Below are 18,771 nucleotides of genomic sequence, written 5' to 3'. Positions count from 1 at the left end.
CGGACATCGTTCCGGGCCCCCTCTTCTGTCTCCGGGCCTCTCTCGGTGTGACTCCTCTCCCTCGCGCGGGGGAGCGGCGTCACGCCGGCGGGGGAGTCCCGCCGTCGTTCGGCTTCGCGATGCTCGACGCTGTCGTGATCGGTGGAGGTCGGGGGATGCCGTGTGGTGGAGCCGGGTGCGCAGGGGTGCGGGTTACGGGGCGGCGGGAAGCATGGCGCTCTATCTGGTCGTCAAGGTCGGGTGGGTCGTCGCGGGGCTGCTCGGGCATCCGCCGGAGGGGTTCGGGAGCGCCGGCTGGGTGGTGTTGAACGCCGTCACCGTCGTGATGGCGGCGGCGGGGATCGCGCTCGGGCTGGCGCTCGCCCAGCCGTGGGGGCGGCGGTTGCCGGGCGTGCCGGTGGTCCTGGTCTGCTGGGTCGGGGCGGGGTTTCTGGTGCCGATGCTGCCTTACGTCCTGGTCAGCAGTCTGCTGGAGGGCGAGGAGGTCGTGCGGGCGGAGGAGGCTCTCATCGGTGTCGGGTTCGGCGGGATGGGGGTGGGGCTGGCCGTGGCGGTGCCGATCTATCTGTGGGAGAGGTGGCCGCGGGCCTTCGCAGGGGATGGCCCAGCCCGTCCGTCCTCGGTGATCACGATGGGCGCGGTGGTGGCCGTTGGGCTGGGGGCGCTCTGGGTGTACTGGGGGATGGGTGGGACGTTGGGGTTGGATCGGGCTTTCCTGCATGGTCATGAGCGGCTGCTCAACGTCAGCTCGGGTCTGTGGGCGTTGCTCGGGGCCTGGAGCGGCTGGACGCTCACGCGCCGCCGGCCCCCGTGGCTGCGGCGGTGGGTTCCCGTGGTGATCGGCTTCGCGGCGTCGGGGTCGTTGTTCGCGTGGAGTTGCTGGAAGCTGCCCATGGTGCTGTTGCGGCCGGGTGGGTTCGTCAGCGCCGAGTACGCGGGGGTCGTGGTCGCCGAGCACGTCCTGGGCATCGCCGTGGGGGTGACGCTTCTGGTCGCCGTCCTGCCGTCCCGCGAAGCGGGCTAGAGCATGCCGTTCGGGATCAAGCCTGGCTCCGGCACCGGCTGGACGACGTCCCAGTGCTCGGCGATCCGGCCGTCCACCAGCCGCCAGATGTCCACGACGGCCATGCCGCGCTCGTCGCCCGCCGGGATCATGTGGTAATGGACCATGACGAGGTCGCCTTCGGCGATGATCCGCTTGAGGTCGAGGCGGGCGCCGGCCACGGGCGAGGCGGCGGTGTACTCGATCCACGCGTCCCGCCCGGACGGGTTGCCGGGGCCGTGCTCGACGAAGTCCTCGTGCAGGAGCGTGCGGAGGATGCCGAGGTTGCCGGCGGCGAACTCCTTGAAGCCGTGCAGCACGATGTCCTTGTTGTCGTTCATGAAGGGAACCGTCGCAGGTGGCGTCCCGTGTCGTCGATTACATGACATGTAATGGCGGCGGGCGCCCGCGATCGGCTACAACCGAGCCCATGCGACAGGACCGTCCGGTCGGGGAGCTGCTGCGCGAGTGGCGGCACCGGCGCAAGCTCAGCCAGCTCGACCTGGCCATACAGGCGGACGTGTCCGCCCGGCACGTCAGCTTCGTGGAGACGGGCCGGACGATCCCCAGCCGGTCGATGGTGATCCACCTGGCCGAGCACCTCGGGGTGCCGCTGCGCGAGCGCAACCGGCTGCTCGTCGCCGCCGGGCACGCCCCCGTCTACCGGGAACGGCCGCTGGCCGATCCGGATCTGGCGGCGGCGCGCGAGGCGGTGGAGCAGGTGCTGCGGGGCCACGAGCCGTTCCCCGCGCTGGCGGTGGACAGCCGGTGGAACCTGCTGCTCGCGAACGCGGCGGCCGAGGTGTTCCTGGACGGGGTGGACGCGGCGTTGCTGGAGCCGCCGGTGAACATGATGCGGCTGGGGTTGCATCCGGGCGGGTTCGCGCCGCGGCTGCGGAACCTGGCGCAGGTGCGCGGCTTCCTGGTGCCGCGGCTGGCCCGGCAGGTGGCGCGTACCGGCGATCCGGAGCTGAGCGCGCTGCTGGAGGAGGTACGCCAGTACGGCGGGGAGGCCGGCCCCGTGGCGGACGCGCCCACCGACATCGCCCTGCCGATCCGGATCGAGCACCGGGGGCGGGAGTTGTGCTTCTTCAGCACGATCACGACGTTCGGCGCGGCGTTCGACGTCACGCTGGAGGAGATCGCGGTGGAGGCGTACTTCCCGGCCGACGAGCAGACCGCCCGGCACCTGCGCAAGGGTGTCCAGTAGCGGACAGCGGGATGGATCGGGCGCGGGCCCGTCGGTCATGCTGCCGGGTATGAGGCGGATCGCGGTGCTCGCCGTGGTGTTCGGGGCGTTGCTGTACGGGGTGCACAGGCTGGCCATGGTGGCCGTCGCGCGGCTGATCGGCAACCAGGACATGATCGTCGGGCTGGACTGCTGCATCGACTACCACCGCGACGCTCCCGACCCGTGGGGGAACGTGCTGGTCGCCGTGTCCGGGGTGGTCGCCACGCAGGTGGTGGCGTGGGTGGCGATCGGGCTGCTGGCGGCGCGGCGCGGCGGGCCGCCGCGCGTGCTGGCCACGCTGGCCGGCACCGCCTTCGTGATCAGCCCGTTGCTGCAGCTCATCGTGTACGCCGTGTGGCACTGGGCGGAGCGGGACTACGTCGCGGTGATCGACTACCTGATGGACGCCACCGGATTGCCGGAGATGGCGTTGATGGCGGCGATGCTGGGGTTGTTCGCCGGGTATGCCCTGATCTTCTGGCTGGGGGTGCGGGCGGCGTGGGACCGGGCCACGGCCGTCCCGGCTCCGGTTGCTCCCTCGTCCTAGCGGACCGGAGCGGGGCGGCCGTCCGGGAGGTCAGGAGCTGAGCAGGCCGCTCAGCACGTCGGGGCGGTTGGTGATGATGCCGTCCACCCTGTAGCCGATCATGCGGCGCATGCTGGACGAGCTGTCCACGGTCCACGTGAGGAGCTTCATGCCGAGGGCGTGGACGCGGCGGACGTACGAGGCCGTGAGCGTCGTGTACGGCGGGTTGATCTGGTCGGCGAACCTCGCCAGCCCCGGCAGCTCCCCCGTCGAGGGCATGCCGAGCAGGCCGATCGGCACCTCGGGCAGCAACCGGTCGAACCTGCGCATCGACTCCCAGTCGAACGACTGCACCACGAGCCTGCCGGGCGCCAGCCACGACGGGTGGCGGCGCAGCTCGGCGGCGATGCGGGACTCGATGCCCGCGTACAGCTCCGGCGACTTGACCTCCAGCAGCAGGCCCATGCCCGAGCCGCTCATCTCGCGCAGCACCTCGCCGAGAGTGGGGACGCGCTCGCCCTCGTACTTGTCCGACACCCACGAGCCGGCGTCCAGCTCGCGGATCTGGTCGAGCGTGAGGTCGCCGACGTTCCAGGGGGACATGCCGGGGAAGACCTGCTCGGCGTTCGTGGTGCGGGACAGGGTGGTGTCGTGCATCAGGACCAGCTCGTGGTCCTTGGTCTCCTGGACGTCGAGCTCGAACAGGTCGGCGCCCTGCTCGGCGGCCAGGTCGAAGGCGGCGATCGTGTTCTCGGGGGCGTAGGCGGAGGCGCCCCGGTGCGCGACGTTGATGACGGTCGCGGCGTCGGCGGGGGTGGCGGTGGCCAGGGGGAGGAAGGTGAGGGAGGTCGCGATGAGGACGGCGAGTCGCCTGAACATGGGTCTCCTCGAAGTGGGGAGGCACTGCGACTCGACGGTGACAAGATCGCATGACTGGGAGTTGAGAGCAGCGTAACCCTGGGGTGCCGCGCGGATGAGCATTCGACACGCGGACGCGCCGGAACGGGACCGGGCGGGTGGGTGTGAGTTGCGTGCGGAGGCGGCCGGTGCGAGGGCGCTGGGTCGCGTGGGTCGCCTGGATCCCATGGGTCCGTGAGGAGGTGGCTGGGGCGGGGTTGCGTGGGGAAGTGGCCGGGGCGGAGGGTCGCGTGCGGAAGAGGTCCGCCCCGGCGCGTCCGAGGGTCAGCGCAGGCCCGCGTCGAGGGCGCTGGTCAGCGTGCCCGAATCGCCGGACATCTCCCAGATCATCGCCCCGAGCAGCCCCTTGCTGCGCAGCCAGGCCGTCTTCTTGCCGATCGACCAGGCGTCGTCGAACGTCCACCACTGCCCGCCGTCCCCGGTGAAGCAGTAGGTGGCCACTGCCTGCTCGTCGTGCCTGACCGTGCAGCCGGGCACCATGGCCAGCAGGTTCGTGTAGCCGCGGGTGCCGGCCTCCTCCTGGAACTGGCCGGGGGCGGCCCCGCCGGCGGCCTGCCATTCGCCGTACCTGCCGCCGTCGGCGACCCGCTGCCAGCCGCGGCCGTAGTACGCCAGGCCGATCGTGATCTTGCGGGGGTGGACGCCGGCCTGGAGGTAGACGTCCACGGCGCGTTCGACGCTGAAGTCCGGGGTGTACGGGCTGTCGGTGTCGAGGTGGAGGTTGCCCTGGTGGCCGGTGCGGTTGGGCTCCCAGGAGTTGTCGCTGCCGGCGCCGTGGAAGTCGTACCCCTGGACATTAAAGATATCGAGATATTTCTTGACTTCGGGGAGGTCCCAGCCGGCGGCGATCTTGGCCGGATCGGCCGGCGTGAACGCCGTGAGCTGGTACCGCTTGCCTGTCGTCGCCGTCAGCGCGTCGAGCTGGCGGCGGAACTCGGCGATCAGCAGCGTGTTGTTCGCCTTGTCGGCCGGGCTGACGTGGTTGCCCGCGTGCCCCTCGGCGCCCGGCCACTCCCAGTCGAGGTCGATGCCGTCGAAGATGCCCGCCGCCGTGCCGGGGCCGCCCGCGCCGTTGTAGGCGGGCAGGTCGCCCTTGATGTAGAGGTCGATGCACGACGCCACGAACTTCTTGCGGGAGGCGTCCGTGGCCGCCACGTCCGAGAAGTACTTGGAGTACGTCCAGCCGCCGAGCGAGATCAGCACCTTGAGGTGCGGGTGCTTGGCCTTGAGCTTCCTGAGCTGGTTGAAGTTGCCGCGCAGCTTCTCCCAGCCGGTGTCGGCCACGCCGTCCACCGACTGCGCGGCGCTGAACGGCCGGCCGTAGTCGGCCTCCGCGTCACCCGCGCCGTCGCCCTGGTTCGGGTCCTGAGGGTCGGTGGTGGTGCCCTTCGTGACGCCTTGCAGGCAGGTGAGGTTCTGCGGGTCGATGTTGGCGAACGCGTAGTTGATGTGGGTCAGCTTGGCCGCCGCGCCGGTGGTGTCGAGGTCGCGGACGAAGTACTGGCGGCCGTAGATGCCCCATTGCACGAAATATCCGACGCGGGCGTAGCCGGTCTCGACGATGTCGGCCGTGGACGCCTTCACCACGGCACTGGCCGGCGAGAGGTTGTCGTACAGGTCGCGGGCCCGCACGGTGAACGCGTACTCGGTCGAGGGCGCGAGCCCCGAGACGACGGCCGTGGTGCCGGAGACGGTCATCGCCACCCAAGAGCCGATGGAGACGTCATAGCTGGCGATGCCGGAATTGTCGGAGGAAGCCGACCAGGTCAGCGTGATGCTGGACGACGTCCGTGCCGTGCTGCGCACGTCACCGGGCGCGGTCGGCGGCTGCGTGTCATCGGCCGGATCGCGGGTGGTGACCGCCAGCGGCGCGGACGCCGGTGACAGCGTGCCCTTGCGATCCCTGGCCTTCACCGTGAACGTGTACGCGGTCGAGGGCGACAGGCCCGAGACGATCGCCGTGGTGCCGGTGACGGAGGCGGCGAGCGAGGAGCCCTGGTAGACCTCGTACCCGGTGATCGGCAGGCTGCCCGGGGTGGCGGCGTCCCAGGCCAGCGTGACCGTCCTCGTCGTCCTGGCGGGCGAGCGCAGGTTCCCGGGCGCGCCCGGCGGCGCGTCGGGGCTGCCGTCGCAGTTCACGTCGTTGATCCGGCAGCTCGTCGGCTCGGCGCCCGCGGTGCTGACCGTGAAGGACGGGCTGTACGGCTCGGTGGTCGCGCCCGCGTTCACGGTCGTGTTGTAGTGCGCGGGGGTCAGCGTCACCGTACGGCCGCTCTGGCTGAGCGAGGCGTGCTGGGCATTGCTCGCGGTGACCCCGGCCGGCAGGTCGAACACGATCGTCCAACCGCTGAGCGCGGTCGTGCCGTTGTTGGCCACCACGAACTTCGCCGCGCTGCCGCTCACCTCGTACGTGGCGGTGACCGGGGGCTTGGCGGGCGGGTCGCCGCCGCTGCCGTCGCAGTTGGCCCCGTCGATGAGGCAGCTCACCGGCTGGGCGGGGGAGCTGAGCGTGACCTTGGGGCTGTACGGGTCGGTGGTCCTGCCCGGCTGCAGGGTGGCGATGTAGTAGGCCGGGGTGAGGGTCACTTTCGTGCCGCTCTGCCTGATGGTGGCGTGCTGCGGGCTGGACGCGGTGACGCCGGCGGGGAGCTCGAACACGATCGACCAGCCGGTCACGGCGGTCGTGCCCGGGTTGCTCACCACGAACGTGCCGGTGGTGCCGGACAGCGAGAACGTGGCGACGAGGCGGCTGGCTGCCTGGGCGGGGAGGCCGCACAGGGCGGTGATCACGAGGACGGCGATCAGGGGGGTGGCTAATCGGCGCACGTCGGAGACCTTTCATTAAAGAAAGTTTCCTAATAATTAGCCGGATCGTAAGCCCGCGCCGCCCACCTGACAAGGGCCTGCGCGCGGACGACGGCGCGCGGCCCCGACAGCAGCGGCACGCACCTGAGGCCCGAAGCCGGGCGCCGGGGAGGGCCCGACCGGCGGCGGCGCGGGGGGCGAGGGGCGGTGTCGGTCAGGCCGCCGGAGCAGGCGTGCGGTCGATGGCGGCAGGCCGGCCGGAGGAAGGTGCGGTCGATGGCGGGCCGGGGCGGAGCCAGGCGCCACGGGAGCCGCCGGGTGGGCGGAGCAGGCGTGCGGGCGGCGGGCGGTGCGCCGTGCGGGGGTGGTTGTCAGGTGACGGGTAGGGACGTTCCGGATAGGCGGGAGACGCGGAGCCGGATCACCAGGCGCCGGTCCTCCACCACCTGCCGCAAGAACGCCAGCTCCTCCTCCGCCCCCGCGAACGGCGGTTGCATGGCGAGCAGTTCCAGTCCCACCTCATCCCCAGCCTCCAGGCTGACGGGCGACAGCTCGGCCTCGCCCTCGGCGATGGCGAAGGCGCGGAAGTCGTCGCCCGCCACGTACAGCGAGCACCGGGGATCCTTCTGGAGCTGGCGGACCTTGAGCCGGCCGGCGATGGTGGAGATGCGGGCCACGCGATGGCGCGCGTCCCAGGCGTATCGGACGGTGGACAGGTGGGGGCGGCCGTTGTCCTTGACCGTGGCGAGCGCGCCGAAGCGCTGCTCGGCCAGCAGGCCGGACAGCTCCTCGTCGCTGAGCGACTGAGGGGCCGGCTCCGCGCCGTAGTTCTCCGCCATGCACCAGCCTCTAAATCGGGAAATATCACCCTATACCGAGCTGGCGGTTGAGCGTCTGGACGTCCGAGATCACCCAGTACTCGGCGAACCTCCCCTCCCGGACCCGCAGGATGTCGTGCCCGCTGAACGCGATCCTGGTGCCAGGAGCGGCCGTCGCGCCGGGCAGCCCGCCCCGGTACGCGCCCGCGAACGTCCACCGGGCCGACACCAGGTCCCCGTCCACGATCGGCCCCACGTCGAGCGTGATCTTCACGTCGTCGAAGGGTGCGTGCCCCTGCCGCAGGGCCTCGGCCAGCCCCTCGGGCCCCGACACCTCCATGCCCGGCCAGTGCCCGGCGAAGTCGGGGGTGACCAGCTCGTACGCCAGCGCGAAGTCGCCGTTCCAGAGCTCCAGCAACCAACGGCGGTAGAGATCTGAGATCATCCGGCCCCACTACCCACCCGCGATAGGTTACAAGCCATGAATCTTGCGATTACCAGCGGATATGTCGTGCCCGTCGACGGCGACCCCATCGACGGCGGAACCGTGCTCATCCAGGACGGGAAGATCGCCGCGGTCGGGCGGGACGTGGCCGTGCCGGAGGGCACCCGGGTCGTGGACGCCGCCGGCGCGTGGGTGCTGCCGGGCTTCGTGGAGGCCCACGGCCACCTGGGCGTGCACGAGGAGGCGGAGGGCTGGGCCGGGCAGGACACCAACGAGATGACCGACCCGAACGGCGCCCGCCTGCGCGCGCTGGACGCCATCAACCCGGCCGACCTGGCCTTCGGTGACGCGCTGTCCGGCGGTGTCACGACGGCGGTGATCAAGCCGGGCTCCGGCAACCCGATCGGCGGCCAGACCGTCGCGATCAAGTGCTGGGGCCGGTCGGTGGACGAGATGCTGCTCAAGGAGCCGGTGAGCGTGAAGAGCGCGCTCGGCGAGAACCCCAAGCGCGTCTACGGCGATCAGAAGAAGCTGCCCAGCACGAGGCAGGGCGTGGCCGCGGTGATCAGGGACGCCTTCATGAAGGCCCAGGACTACAAGGCGCGCCGGGCCGCCGCCGAGCAGGAGGGCAAGCCGTTCGACCGTGACGGCACGCTGGAGATCCTGGTGCGGGTGCTGGACGGCGAGCTGCCCTGGTGCCAGCACACCCACCGGGCCGATGACATCGCCACCGCGCTGCGGCTGGCCGGCGAGTTCGGCTACCGCCTGGTGATCAACCACGGCACCGAGGGCCACCTGCTGGCCGACACCCTGGCCGAGCGGAACGTGCCGGTCATCATCGGCCCGCTGTTCACCAGCCGCTCGAAGGTCGAGCTGCGCCACCGCTCGCTGCGCAACCCCGGCATCCTCGACCGCGCGGGCGTCGAGCTGGCGATCACCACCGACCACCCGGTGGTGCCCATCCACTTCCTGGTGCACCAGGCCACTCTGGCGGTCAAGGAAGGGCTCGACCCGGCCGCCGCGCTGCGCTCGATCACCGTCAACCCGGCCCGCATCATGGGCCTCGACGACCGGGTCGGTGCGCTGCGCCCTGGCCTCGACGGCGACGTCGTCATCTGGTCGGGAGACCCGCTGGACGTCATGAGCCGGGCCCTGAGGGTGTTCATCTCGGGCCGGGAGGTGTATTCGTACACGGACGGTGAGCCCGTCGTGGCGGATCCGTACTACCGCGAATCAAGTGACCGTTAAGCGCCTGTAGATGCGCGGCGCGCATAGTGGGCGAACCCAACGGGAAGAGAGGCATCACCATGACTGCTCCCCCGCTCGCCCAGCGCCCCAGCAAGGCCCTGCTCATCGGGCTGGTCGTCTCGGGCGTCCTCGCGCTGATCGTGCTGGTCGTCATGCTGCTGTCAGGTGGTCCCATCGGGTTCGGCCTGTCGGCGTTGCTGGCCGTGGCGCCGCTGCCGGTGCTGCTGGCGGCGGTGCTCTCGCTCGACCGGCTGGAGCCCGAGCCGAAGCTGAACCTCGCGTTCGCCTTCGCGTGGGGCGCGGGCGTGGCGATCGTGGCGGGCATCGCGCTGACGCTCGTCGGCCAGGAGTTCTTCGCCAGGGCCGGCTACACCTCCACCGCCGTGGAGAACATCGGCACCGTCGTGATCGCGCCGGTCGTGGAGGAGGCGCTCAAGGGCTCCGCGCTGCTGCTGCTCCTGCGCCGGCGCGCCGAGATCGACGGGCTGACCGACGGCATCGTGTACGCGTCCATGGCCGGCCTGGGCTTCGCCGCCGTGGAGAACGTCGGCTACTACCTGCTGGCGTTCGGCGAGGACGGCGCCGGGGCGGCGGTGCAGCTCTTCGTCCTGCGTGGCCTGATCGACCCGCTGGGCCACCCGATCTACACCTCCATGTTCGGGCTGGGCGTGGCCTACGCGCTCACCCGCGGCAACGTCGCCAGGTACGCCGCCGTGCCGCTCGGCTACGTGGCCGCGGTCTTCCTGCACGGGCTCTGGAACGGCGCCGCGACCACCGGCTCGCTGGAGTGGCTGGGTGCGGCGTACCTGGTCATCATGGCGGCGCTGATCCTGATCATCGTGGTGACCGTCGTCGAGCGCCGCCAGCTCGTCGCCAGGATGGGGTACTACCTGCCGGCGTACCAGCAGACCGGGTTGATCAACGACACGGACGTGCGGATGCTCACCACGCTGTCGGCGCGCAAGGCGGCCCGCAAGTGGGCCAGGGGAGTGGGGCTCGGCCGGGCGATGAGCGACTACCAGCAGGCGGCGACGGAGCTGACCCTGCTGCACCTGCGGGCCGAGCGGCAGGGCGTGGAGCCGCGCAGCTTCGTCATGGAGCGCGACGCCCTGCTCGGCGCGATGGCCCGCGCCCGCCGCTGGTAGCAGGCTCAACAGAGCGCGATGGCCCGCGCTCGCCGCCGGTGAAGGCTCAGGAGAACGCGACGGGCCGTCGCTGGTGATCTCAGGCGCGGACGAGCAGCGCGGCCAGGGCCGTGACGGCGGTCAGCAGCACGCACGCGCCCACCGCGACCGCCGCCCCCTGCGCGGGCCCGAGGCCGCCGACGACCGCCGCGATCCCGGCCGCCCCCAGGGACGACCCGATGTACCGGGCCGTGTTGTTGGCCCCTGAGCCCATGCTCACCCGGTGCGCGGGCACGCTCTCGATCGCCAGGTGGGTGATCGAGGAGTTGATCAGCCCGGATCCGACCCCGCTCACCGCCAGCCCGCCGACGATCAGCGGCAGCGACAGGGAGGCGCCCACGCCCAGGAGCCCGGCGAACCCGGCCGCGGTCAGCCCGAGCCCGAGCGCCAGCCGTCCCGCGGCCCGCAAGGGGACGAGCCCGCCGAGCAGCGAGGCCACGAACGACAGCCCCGACCAGACGCAGAACAGCAGCGCCGTGTCCAGCGGCGTCAGCCCGTGCGCGGTCTGCAGCACGGTCGGCAGGTAGCCGAGCAGCCCCACGACCGCCGCCCCGACGACCAGCGCCCCGCCGGTCGCCACGAGGAAGACCGGTCGCCGGAACAGCTCCAGGTCCAGCAGCGGCTCGGCCCGCCGCCGCTCGACGGCCACGAACGCCCCCACCAGCACCACGGCCAGCGCGAAGGCCACGAGCACGACCGGCCGCGACCATCCGGCGCGCCCCTCGGTCACGCCGGCGACCAGCGCGGCGACCCCCAGGGTGAGCAGCACCACGCCGGGCACGTCGAACCGGCGCGGCGCCGCGGAGCGCGACTCCTCCAGCGTCCGCGCGGACGCGGCGGCCAGTGCCAGCGCGCCGGCCGCCATCAGCCAGTACGCGGACCGCCAGCTCGCCACCCCGGCCAGCGCCCCGGACAGCAGCGGCCCCACGGCCGTGCCCAGCCCGATCATGGCCCCGTACCGGGCGGTGGCCCGGACCCGCTCGGGCCCGGCCGGGTAGGTGTGCCCGACGATGCCGAGGCTGGCGGCCAGCACGGCCGCGCCGGCCCCGCCCTGCACGAGCCTGGCCAGCACGAACAGCGGCACGTTCGGGCTGAGCGCGGAGACCACCTCGGCGGCGGCCATGACCGCGGCGCCCGTCACGAGCACCCGCCGGCGCCCGTAGTCGTCGGCCAGCCCGCCGGCCACCAGCAGCAACGACGACAGGCCCAGCGCGATCGAGCCCAGGATCCACACCGGCCCGGTCGGCCCGGCCCCGAGCGAGGCGGCGGTCTGCGGGAGCGTCGCCATCGGCAGCGTGAAGTTGGTCAGGACGAGCAGCGGCGCCGATGAGGCGACGGCGAGCGTTCCCGGCCGCACAGTCGGTTCGGTCATTGAACTCATGCGGCGCAGACTAACACGGTTCGGTGAATGAACTAACATGGCGGGTATGGCACTCGGCAAGAACTACGACGGCCAGAGCTGCGCCCTGGCCAGCGCGCTGGAGGTGATCGGCGAGCGCTGGACGCTGCTCATCGTCCGCGACGCCCTGTACGGCGTGCGCCGCTTCGGCGACTTCCAGGCCCACCTCGACATCCCGAAGGCGGTGCTGTCCCAGCGGCTGTCCACGCTGGTGGCGGCCGGGGTGCTCGAACGCCGCCGCTACCAGGAGACGCCGCCCCGCGACGAGTACGTGGTGACCCCCGTCGGGCAGGAGCTCTGGCTGCCCGTGCTGGCGCTGGCCCAATGGGGCGAGCGGCACCTGTCCACGCGCGGCCCGCACCGCCTGTTCCACCACGTGACCTGCGGCGGCCGCCTGGAGCCCACGTCGTACTGCCGGACCTGCGGCGGGCTCGTCACGCTCGCCGAGGTCGAGATGCGCCCGGGGCCGGGCCTGGCCGGCGACACGCGACAGGACCAGGTCAGTCTCGCCCTCCGGACACCACACCGGATGCTCGACCCGATTCCCTGACAAAATGGGGTGTTACCCCCGAAGGGAGATCACATGAGCTGGGCCGAGATCGGGTCGGAGGCGGAACTGCGCGAGCTGCTCGGCGAGGTCATGCCGAGGGCCGCGACCAAGGAGAGGCAGCGGCTGCACGAGCGTGACCGCGAGTGGCTGGCGGCCTCGCCGTTCTGCCTGATCGCCACCTCGGACGAGGCCGGCAACTGCGACGTCTCGCCCAAGGGCGACCCGGCCGGGTTCGTGCACGTCATCGACGACACCACGATCGCGATCCCGGACCGCCCGGGGAACCGCCGGGCGGACGGCTTCCTCAATATCCTGAAGAATCCGCATGTGGGGTTGATCTTCTTGATCCCCCGCAGGAACGAGACCCTGCGCATCAACGGCCGGGCCCGGCTCGTCCGCGAGGCCCCGTTCTTCGACGAGATGATCGTGAAGGGCCACCGCCCGCACCTCGCCCTCGTCGTCGAGATCGAGCAGATCTTCTTCCACTGCGCCAAGGCGTTCCTGCGCTCGTCCCTGTGGAAGCCCGACTCGTGGGGCGCCGACACCCTGCCGTCGCACGCCAGGCTCGTCAAGGACGTGCAGAAGGTGGAGGAAAGCCTCGAACAGCTCGAAAGCTACTACGGCGAGACCTACGCCCAGCGCCTGTACGGCTGACTCAGGCGGCCGGAGCGGGCCCACCGGGGAAACGGATGACGTTCTTGCCGGTGTAGGCGTGCAGATGGACCACCTTGGGATCAGCGGGGGGCTTGCGGCGGCCGGCCGAGCGGATGTCGCGGACCTTGTGCCTCGCAACGTGTGGCGGCACCACCACAAGCCTCTTCATCGTGAGCCCCCCGTGATGTTCTTGTTACCTCTGTTATCTACCGATACCCCCGTAAGTTCGGTGTAAGGAGCAGGTCAATAGGGGAGCCGTCGGCCCGCCGGCGATCTCAGGTCCAGCTCCGTCGTCCAGGGACGCCGCTTCACAGCGGGTTTGGCGATCCTGACGCGTTTCATGGTCTCCCCCTTCCGAAGCGCGCCCGCTCTCCTTCTCCCGATCGTGCGCCGCGCCGTTTGGCGGCGGCATGACGGATCCTTTCCCCCCGCCATGCGCGCCAACCTAATCCGGGCCGGCCCGCCCGCTCAATGGATTTCTACGGACTGGGCCGGTGCCCGCGGTCACTGACCGGGCGTCGTCCGTGCGATGACGTTGATCCGGTTCCAGGCATTGATCATGGCGAGCGCCACGATGAGCAGGCCGAGCTGCTTGTCGCTGTAGTGCTCGGCCGCCTGCTGCCACACCGCGTCCGGCACGGCCTCGCGGTCCGCCAGCCGGCACGCCTCCTCCGTCAGGGCCAGCGCGGCCCGCTCCTCGGGGGTGAACACCGTGGCCTCGCGCCACGCCGCCACCATCCAGAGCCGCTCGTCGCTCTCGCCCGCCTTCTTCATGTCGCGGCTGTGCATGTCCACGCAGTAGGCGCAGCCGTTGATCTGGCTGGCCCGCAGCTTGACCAGCTCAAGCGTGCTGGTGGGCAGCTCGCTCTCGTGCAGTAGCTTCTCCACGGCAAGGAAGTGGTGGAAAGCCTGGGGCACCTGCTGGGCGACATTGATCCGCTGGGTCATGAGAACCTCCGTGATTGCGTAGTCATCACCAGGGACGGGACAGCCCGCCCGGATGTGACAGCCACGGCGAAAAAAGGTTCGTCCAGGGGATCCCTACCCCCGATCAGCCGCCGCAGTTGCCGAAGCTCTTGCGCCCGCCCCAGGCCGTGACGCGGTTGTCGGGGTCGCGGGTCCAGCCCGCGTACCGCACGCACTTCCACGCGCCGTCCACGTGGCCGGTCTCGGCGTAGTACTGGTAGCGCTGCTCGTCCTCGCTGCGGCCGCCGCCCTTGACCTCCAGGTAGGCGCCGGTGACCGTGCGCGTGCCCGTGTAGGCGGTCTTGATCGCGGCGACGCAGTTCTTCCCGGCGCGCTTGTTGTACATGAGGTATACGTGTCCGAAAACGGCGCCGTCGCGCGTCGTCATCGCGCGGTGGCCGTCCTTGACGCGGTGGAAGCCCTTGCCGCAGACGCGCTCAGGGGTGTACGCGGCGGTGGCGGCGTACGCGGAGGACGGGACGGCGGCGATTCCTGCGGCTACCAGGCTGGCCGCGATGACCGAACGGATGAGCACGAGCTTCCCTTCGAAGGGGTATTTGGGCAAGGCTGATCTTTACTGTGTCCTGACCGGAATTTCAAGGAGTACTGGTAGATGCCGTTGATCGCGGTCTGTGCGGCCTGGGGCGTTTTCTGGGGGTCGTGGTCGGCCCTGCTGCCCGCCGTCAAGGCGGGGCTCGGCATCACGGCCGGGGACCTCGGGCTGGCGCTCAGCGCCGTACCGGTGGGCGCCCTGCCCGCGATGGCGCTGACCGGGCGGCTGGCCAGAGGGCGCGAGCGGGCCGCGCTGGCGGTGACCATGATCCTGTTCGCGCTCGCCGTGGCCGGCATCGGGCGGGCCGGCGACGCCTGGCAGCTCGCGCTGGCCCTGCTGCTGGTCGGCGCCGCCAGCGGCGCCCTCGACATCGCGCTGAACCTGGCCACCGGCCGCGCCGAACGCGAGACGGGCCGCCGCCTCTTCCAGCCGGTCCACGCCGCCTTCCCGGTCGCGGTCATCGCTGCGGCCCCGCTGACCGGGCTGGCCCGCTCGTACGGGCTCGGCGCGGCCACCGTCCTGCTGATCATCGCCGCGATCGTGGCGGCCACCTCGCTCACCCTGGTGGCGTTGCCCCTGGGCCGCGGCCTGCCGGAGGGGAACGGCGGCGGCGACGGGCGGCGGCTGTGGGGCGCGGCGGTCGTGCTGGGCGCGCTGGCCGCCTGCGTCCTGATCATCGAGAACTCCGTCGAGCAGTGGTCGGTGCTGCTGCTGGAGGAGCACCGCGACGCCACGCCGCTGGTCGCCAGCGCCGCGCCCGCGATCTACATGGCGGCGCTGACGGCGGGCCGGCTGGTCGCGCAGGCGCTGCCCCGGCTGCCGCTCAAGGCGTTGTACGCGGTGGCCGGGGCGGGCGGCGGCGCCGGCATCGCCCTGGCCGGGCTCGGCGGGGGAGCGGCGGCCTCGCTGGCGGGGTTCGGGCTGACCGGGCTGGCGCTCGGGCCGCTGGTGCCGGCGCTGCTCAGCCGGGCCGCCGCCGACGATCCCAGCGGGACGATGGTGTGGGGGGTGTCCACGATCTCGTACACGGGGTTCGTGGTGAGCCCGCTGCTGGTGGCGGGGCTGAGCGGGTGGATCGGCCTGCCCGCCGCCCTGGCCGCGCTGGGCCTGCTGGGTCTTCCCCTGCTCGCCCGCGCCGTCGCCCCGCGCTCGTGACGGGGGCGGGCGGGCTGAATATGGTGGTGCCTTGGGACAAAGACACCACGGAACCGGGTATCCCCCCGGCGGAAAGGGGATCACCATGGCTGTCTGCGAGACCTGTGGCAACGACTACGACATGGCGTTCGAGGTGCACGCGCAGGGAGCGGTGCACACCTTCGACTGCTTCCAGTGCGCGATCGAGGCCATGGCGCCCATCTGCGAGCACTGCGGCACCAAGGTCATCGGGCACGGCGTGCAGTCGGGCGAGCACTGGTACTGCTGCGCCCACTGCGCGCGCGAGAAGGGCAACAAGGGCATCGTCGACCGCGTCATGGCGGGCACCTCGACCTGAGGCGACCGCGTCATGGCGGGCACCTCGACCTGAGGCGACCGCGTGAGGGCCGGCGCCTCCACCTGAGGCCCGGCCCGTCAAGGAAAGCTAGGCGCTGAACGCGTCCAGCAGCTCACGCATGCGCGTCACCGCCCGGTCGAGCGGCGCCTGCGGCACGGAGGCGGCGACGTCGAGCACGACGTCGCCGCCCTTGGCCTCCCAGACCCCGGCGACCCGGCCCTCGTGCACGACCACGGGCGAGATCCAGCCGGCCTGCCGGCTCACCTTGGCCTTGAGCTCGGGCGGCAGCAGCGGGGCGAGGTCGCGCGGCGCGCCCAGGATGTACTGGTCGAAGCCGGGCAGCAGGTGCACCGCGGCCGACGGCTCGGCAGCCGTCAGGGAGTCGAGGTGCTCGGTCAGCGCGAGCAGCGTGGTGCCGTCGTCGGTCTCCACCTCCGTCAGCTCCGGAGCCAGCTCCCTGAACCACCCTTTCAGCACCGCCTTGCGCGCCACCCCGCCGAACAGCCACCCGTCGAACATCTCCGGCGTGGCCGGCCCGTGCGCCCCCAGGAACGCCCGCACCAGGCGCACCCCCGCCTCCTCCTGCGGCGGCAGCTCGCCGGGCCAGCCCGGCACCCAGGAGCGCGGCGTGGTGAACGTCACCTTCCCCTCGCGCGGCGGCCCGTAGCACAGCTCGCCCAGCCGGCTCAGCGGCTTGAGCAGCGCGCCCCAGCCGGAGGTCAGCGGCTCGCGCAGGTGCTCGTCGCCGGTGCGCGCCACCACGGCGTCGACCAGCTCTTCCCTGGTCAGTGCCCGGTCGCCGAGCGCGGCCGGCACCGCTTCCATGATCGCCGCGATCTCGGCGGCGGTGACGCCGTGCCCGCGCTGCCACGAGCCCTTCTCCCAGAAACGCAGCGTGCTCAGCGCCGAGCAGTAGTCGGCGAGCTGGTCCGACGGCACCAGATGCAGGGTGCCGCCGCGCATCAGCCACGTCTTGACCAGCGTGCGGCCGGTCCACAGCGCCTCGTCGACCTCGGCCGGGTCGGGCCGGGCGCTCCTGACCGCGACCGCGAGCCGGGCCGACGAGGCGACCTGCGCCTGCACGCCGCACAACCGGCGCGCCACCGCCACCGCGCCGGCGCCGTCGGCCGCGCTCACGAACTGCCTGCTCAACCGCCAGGCGAGGATCTGGGACCACGTCACTTTCACGGGCCCCTTTCTACACCTGATCGCGGACAGGTTCAGTCCGTGAAACCGATGTCCTCGTACCGGAGGTCGTCGAAGCCGCGCGCCCCGACGTTCGCCAGCTCCTGCCGCACGGCCACCATCTGCGGCCGCTGGTAGAGCGGCAGCACGTTCACCTCTTCCCAGATGAGCCGGTCGGCGGCGTTCGTGGCGGTGCGAGCCCGCACGGGGTCGAGGCTCTGCGCGGCCCTGCTCATCGCCGCGTCGATGGCCGCCGATCCGGTACGCCCGAAGTTCGCGTTCCAGCTCTGGCCATTCGCGGCGTTGGCGTAGATGCCGTAGCTGCTGGAGACCGGGAAGGGCGTGCCGATGTAGGCGAACGGGGTGATGTCGAAGTTGCCGGGGATGACGTACTTGGTGAAGAAGTCGTCGCTCGGCACGGCCTTGATCGTGACCTTGACCCCGATCTGGGCGAGCATGCTCTGCGCCAGCTCGCCCTCCGCCTTGCTGATCTGCACCCCCGACGGCACCACGAACCGCAGGTCGAGAGGCTTGCCGTCCTTGTACCTGACCGACCCGTTGAGCTTCCATCCGGCCGCGTCGAGCAGCTGCTTGGCCTTGGCGGGGTCGTAGGCGCCGAGCGCCCCCGCGTTGTCCTGGTAGCCCTCCTGGGTGTTCATGAAGAAGTGGTTGTTCAGCAGCGCGATCGGCCAGTCGAGCCCCTGGAGGTCCGACTGCGCGATGGCCTGGCGGTTGATGCCGAGCTGGATGGCCTGCCTGACGTTGCGGTCGCGCAGCAGCGCGCTCGCGCCGTTGAAGGTGAAGTGCCGGAAGTCGGGGCCGGCCGCCTGCCGCACCTGGGCGCCCGCGGTGGCCTTGGCCCGCGCGTAGTTGGGCGCGGAGGTGCCGACGTCGATGAGGTCGAGCTCGCCGTTGCTGAACGCCCCGATCAGGGAGTCCTGCTCCGACGCCCGATAGATGATCTTGTCCAGCTTGGCGCGGGCCCCCCACCAGGCGTCGTCCCGCACGATCGTGATGGTCTTGGCCGTCTGGTCGAACCCGCCGAACTTGAACGGCCCCGCCGTCACCGGGATCCGGTTCACCCACGCGTTGTTGAACGCCTGCGCGCTGCGGTTGGTGTCGGCCGGCAGCAGCGGCCCGAACAGCGCCTGCCAGTCACCGAACGGCCGGCGGAACGTCACCACCACCTCGTGGTCGTCCTTGCCCCGCGCCACCTTCTCGATGTCTTGGTAGCCGGTGGAGGAGACGATGTGGAAGGCCGGGTCGCGCCCGCTGAGCGCCTGCCACTGCGCCTGGTAGTCGGCCCAGGTGATCGGCTTGCCGTCGGACCATCTGGCCTTCGGGTTCAGCGTGTACGTCACCACCTGCTTGGGCCGCTGCTCGGTGACCTTGGCGTCGAGCACGTAGTCGGTGTCGACCGAGATGTCCGCCTTCTCGTCGGAGGTGAACGGCGAGGGCAGCAACGCGTTGCTGATCACGGCGGCCATCGCGAGGTTGCCGTCGACGTGGTTGCGGTTCCACTGGGTGGGGAACTCGTTGATGCCCCAGCGCAGCGTCCCGCCGTCCTTGACCTTCTCGCGCGGCTGCGGGTTGATGTCGGACGCCTTGATCGTCCGCTCGTCCCCGGCGCTGTCCTGGACGCCCGGACCGCCTCCGTGCTGGGTGCCGCAGCCGGACAGCAGCAGCGGGGCCGCCACGGCGACGGTCACGGCCAGACGTGATGGTGCTTTCATCGCGCGAACTTCCTCCTGGTCG

The 18,771-nt window shown here is 71.4% G+C and carries 20 protein-coding genes; 9 read left to right on the top strand and 11 right to left on the bottom strand.

Features of this window, described 5'->3' with window-relative positions:
* The first annotated feature begins 211 nt into the window (after positions 1-211).
* The gene (locus tag HCN51_RS38440) at positions 212-1,024 is read left to right on the top strand and encodes a hypothetical protein (protein ID WP_168016841.1); all 813 of its coding nucleotides are present in this window, start codon (positions 212-214) and stop codon (positions 1,022-1,024) included.
* On the opposite strand, the gene HCN51_RS38435 is transcribed toward HCN51_RS38440, so the two are convergent.
* A complete protein-coding gene (locus HCN51_RS38435; RefSeq protein WP_168016839.1) occupies positions 1,021-1,383 on the bottom strand; it encodes a nuclear transport factor 2 family protein in 363 nt (120 codons plus the stop codon). The genes HCN51_RS38440 and HCN51_RS38435 overlap by 4 nt on opposite strands.
* Before the next feature lie 89 nt (positions 1,384-1,472).
* Here HCN51_RS38435 and HCN51_RS38430 point away from each other — a divergent pair, with 89 nt between their 5' ends.
* Both HCN51_RS38430 and HCN51_RS38425 read left to right on the top strand, forming a co-directional pair.
* A complete protein-coding gene (locus tag HCN51_RS38430) occupies positions 1,473-2,252 on the top strand; it encodes a helix-turn-helix domain-containing protein (protein WP_168016837.1) in 780 nt (259 codons plus the stop codon).
* Between the two features lie 49 nt (positions 2,253-2,301).
* Positions 2,302-2,820 carry a hypothetical protein gene (locus HCN51_RS38425; protein ID WP_168016835.1) on the top strand — a complete coding sequence of 173 codons (519 nt, stop codon included), beginning with the start codon at positions 2,302-2,304 and terminating at the stop codon, positions 2,818-2,820.
* A 30-nt stretch (positions 2,821-2,850) separates the two neighbouring features.
* Here the strand turns inward: HCN51_RS38425 and HCN51_RS38420 are convergent, their stop codons facing one another.
* The 4 genes from HCN51_RS38420 to HCN51_RS38405 all read right to left on the bottom strand — a co-directional run bounded on the left by HCN51_RS38420 (position 2,851) and on the right by HCN51_RS38405 (position 7,785).
* A complete protein-coding gene (locus HCN51_RS38420) occupies positions 2,851-3,678 on the bottom strand; it encodes a glycerophosphodiester phosphodiesterase (protein WP_168016833.1) in 828 nt (275 codons plus the stop codon).
* 303 nt (positions 3,679-3,981) lie between these two features.
* Entirely contained in the window at positions 3,982-6,543 is a 2,562-nt protein-coding gene (locus HCN51_RS38415; RefSeq protein WP_168016831.1) for a glycosyl hydrolase family 18 protein, read from the bottom strand.
* 350 nt (positions 6,544-6,893) lie between these two features.
* Complete coding sequence (locus HCN51_RS38410; RefSeq protein WP_168016829.1) at positions 6,894-7,361, bottom strand: pyridoxamine 5'-phosphate oxidase family protein; 468 nt, start codon at positions 7,359-7,361, stop codon at positions 6,894-6,896.
* 25 nt (positions 7,362-7,386) lie between these two features.
* Positions 7,387-7,785, bottom strand: a complete 399-nt coding sequence (locus tag HCN51_RS38405; protein ID WP_168016827.1) for an ester cyclase — start codon at positions 7,783-7,785, stop codon at positions 7,387-7,389.
* A gap of 36 nt (positions 7,786-7,821) precedes the next feature.
* Here HCN51_RS38405 and HCN51_RS38400 point away from each other — a divergent pair, with 36 nt between their 5' ends.
* Both HCN51_RS38400 and HCN51_RS38395 read left to right on the top strand, forming a co-directional pair.
* Positions 7,822-9,033 carry an amidohydrolase gene (locus HCN51_RS38400; RefSeq protein WP_168016825.1) on the top strand — a complete coding sequence of 404 codons (1,212 nt, stop codon included), beginning with the start codon at positions 7,822-7,824 and terminating at the stop codon, positions 9,031-9,033.
* Positions 9,034-9,092: 59 nt separating this feature from the next.
* Positions 9,093-10,178: a PrsW family intramembrane metalloprotease gene (locus HCN51_RS38395; RefSeq protein ID WP_168016823.1), complete on the top strand. Its 1,086-nt coding sequence runs from the start codon at positions 9,093-9,095 to the stop codon at positions 10,176-10,178.
* A 79-nt stretch (positions 10,179-10,257) separates the two neighbouring features.
* Here HCN51_RS38395 and HCN51_RS38390 read toward each other — a convergent pair whose 3' ends face one another.
* The gene (locus tag HCN51_RS38390) at positions 10,258-11,589 is read right to left on the bottom strand and encodes an MFS transporter (RefSeq protein WP_168016821.1); all 1,332 of its coding nucleotides are present in this window, start codon (positions 11,587-11,589) and stop codon (positions 10,258-10,260) included.
* 55 nt (positions 11,590-11,644) lie between these two features.
* Here HCN51_RS38390 and HCN51_RS38385 point away from each other — a divergent pair, with 55 nt between their 5' ends.
* Positions 11,645-12,166 (top strand): winged helix-turn-helix transcriptional regulator, encoded by a 522-nt coding sequence (locus HCN51_RS38385; protein WP_168016819.1) that lies wholly within the window; start codon positions 11,645-11,647, stop codon positions 12,164-12,166.
* Positions 12,167-12,199: 33 nt separating this feature from the next.
* Positions 12,200-12,820, top strand: coding sequence for a pyridoxamine 5'-phosphate oxidase family protein (locus HCN51_RS38380; RefSeq protein ID WP_080046281.1), 621 nt, complete (start codon positions 12,200-12,202; stop codon positions 12,818-12,820).
* A gap of 1 nt (position 12,821) precedes the next feature.
* On the opposite strand, the gene HCN51_RS38375 is transcribed toward HCN51_RS38380, so the two are convergent.
* The 3 genes from HCN51_RS38375 to HCN51_RS38365 form a co-directional block, all read right to left on the bottom strand.
* On the bottom strand, positions 12,822-12,989 hold the full coding sequence (locus tag HCN51_RS38375) for a hypothetical protein (protein WP_168016817.1): 168 nt from the start codon (positions 12,987-12,989) through the stop codon (positions 12,822-12,824).
* A 335-nt stretch (positions 12,990-13,324) separates the two neighbouring features.
* The gene (locus HCN51_RS38370) at positions 13,325-13,768 is read right to left on the bottom strand and encodes a carboxymuconolactone decarboxylase family protein (protein ID WP_080046282.1); all 444 of its coding nucleotides are present in this window, start codon (positions 13,766-13,768) and stop codon (positions 13,325-13,327) included.
* A 103-nt stretch (positions 13,769-13,871) separates the two neighbouring features.
* Entirely contained in the window at positions 13,872-14,321 is a 450-nt protein-coding gene (locus tag HCN51_RS38365) for a hypothetical protein (protein WP_168016815.1), read from the bottom strand.
* 78 nt (positions 14,322-14,399) lie between these two features.
* Here HCN51_RS38365 and HCN51_RS38360 point away from each other — a divergent pair, with 78 nt between their 5' ends.
* Positions 14,400-15,494 (top strand): MFS transporter, encoded by a 1,095-nt coding sequence (locus HCN51_RS38360; RefSeq protein WP_168016813.1) that lies wholly within the window; start codon positions 14,400-14,402, stop codon positions 15,492-15,494.
* An 85-nt stretch (positions 15,495-15,579) separates the two neighbouring features.
* Positions 15,580-15,831 (top strand): hypothetical protein, encoded by a 252-nt coding sequence (locus tag HCN51_RS38355; RefSeq protein WP_080046285.1) that lies wholly within the window; start codon positions 15,580-15,582, stop codon positions 15,829-15,831.
* An 87-nt stretch (positions 15,832-15,918) separates the two neighbouring features.
* Here HCN51_RS38355 and HCN51_RS38350 read toward each other — a convergent pair whose 3' ends face one another.
* The gene (locus tag HCN51_RS38350; RefSeq protein WP_346433941.1) at positions 15,919-17,019 is read right to left on the bottom strand and encodes a winged helix DNA-binding domain-containing protein; all 1,101 of its coding nucleotides are present in this window, start codon (positions 17,017-17,019) and stop codon (positions 15,919-15,921) included.
* 32 nt (positions 17,020-17,051) lie between these two features.
* Positions 17,052-18,749 (bottom strand): ABC transporter family substrate-binding protein, encoded by a 1,698-nt coding sequence (locus HCN51_RS38345; protein WP_168016811.1) that lies wholly within the window; start codon positions 18,747-18,749, stop codon positions 17,052-17,054.
* Positions 18,750-18,771: the final 22 nt, after the last annotated feature.

It is taken from the genome of Nonomuraea composti, assembly GCF_012034275.1.
GTDB lineage: Bacteria > Actinomycetota > Actinomycetes > Streptosporangiales > Streptosporangiaceae > Nonomuraea > Nonomuraea composti.
Note: the sequence above shows the minus strand (reverse complement) of the source record. Positions and strands in the feature narration are given on the sequence as shown.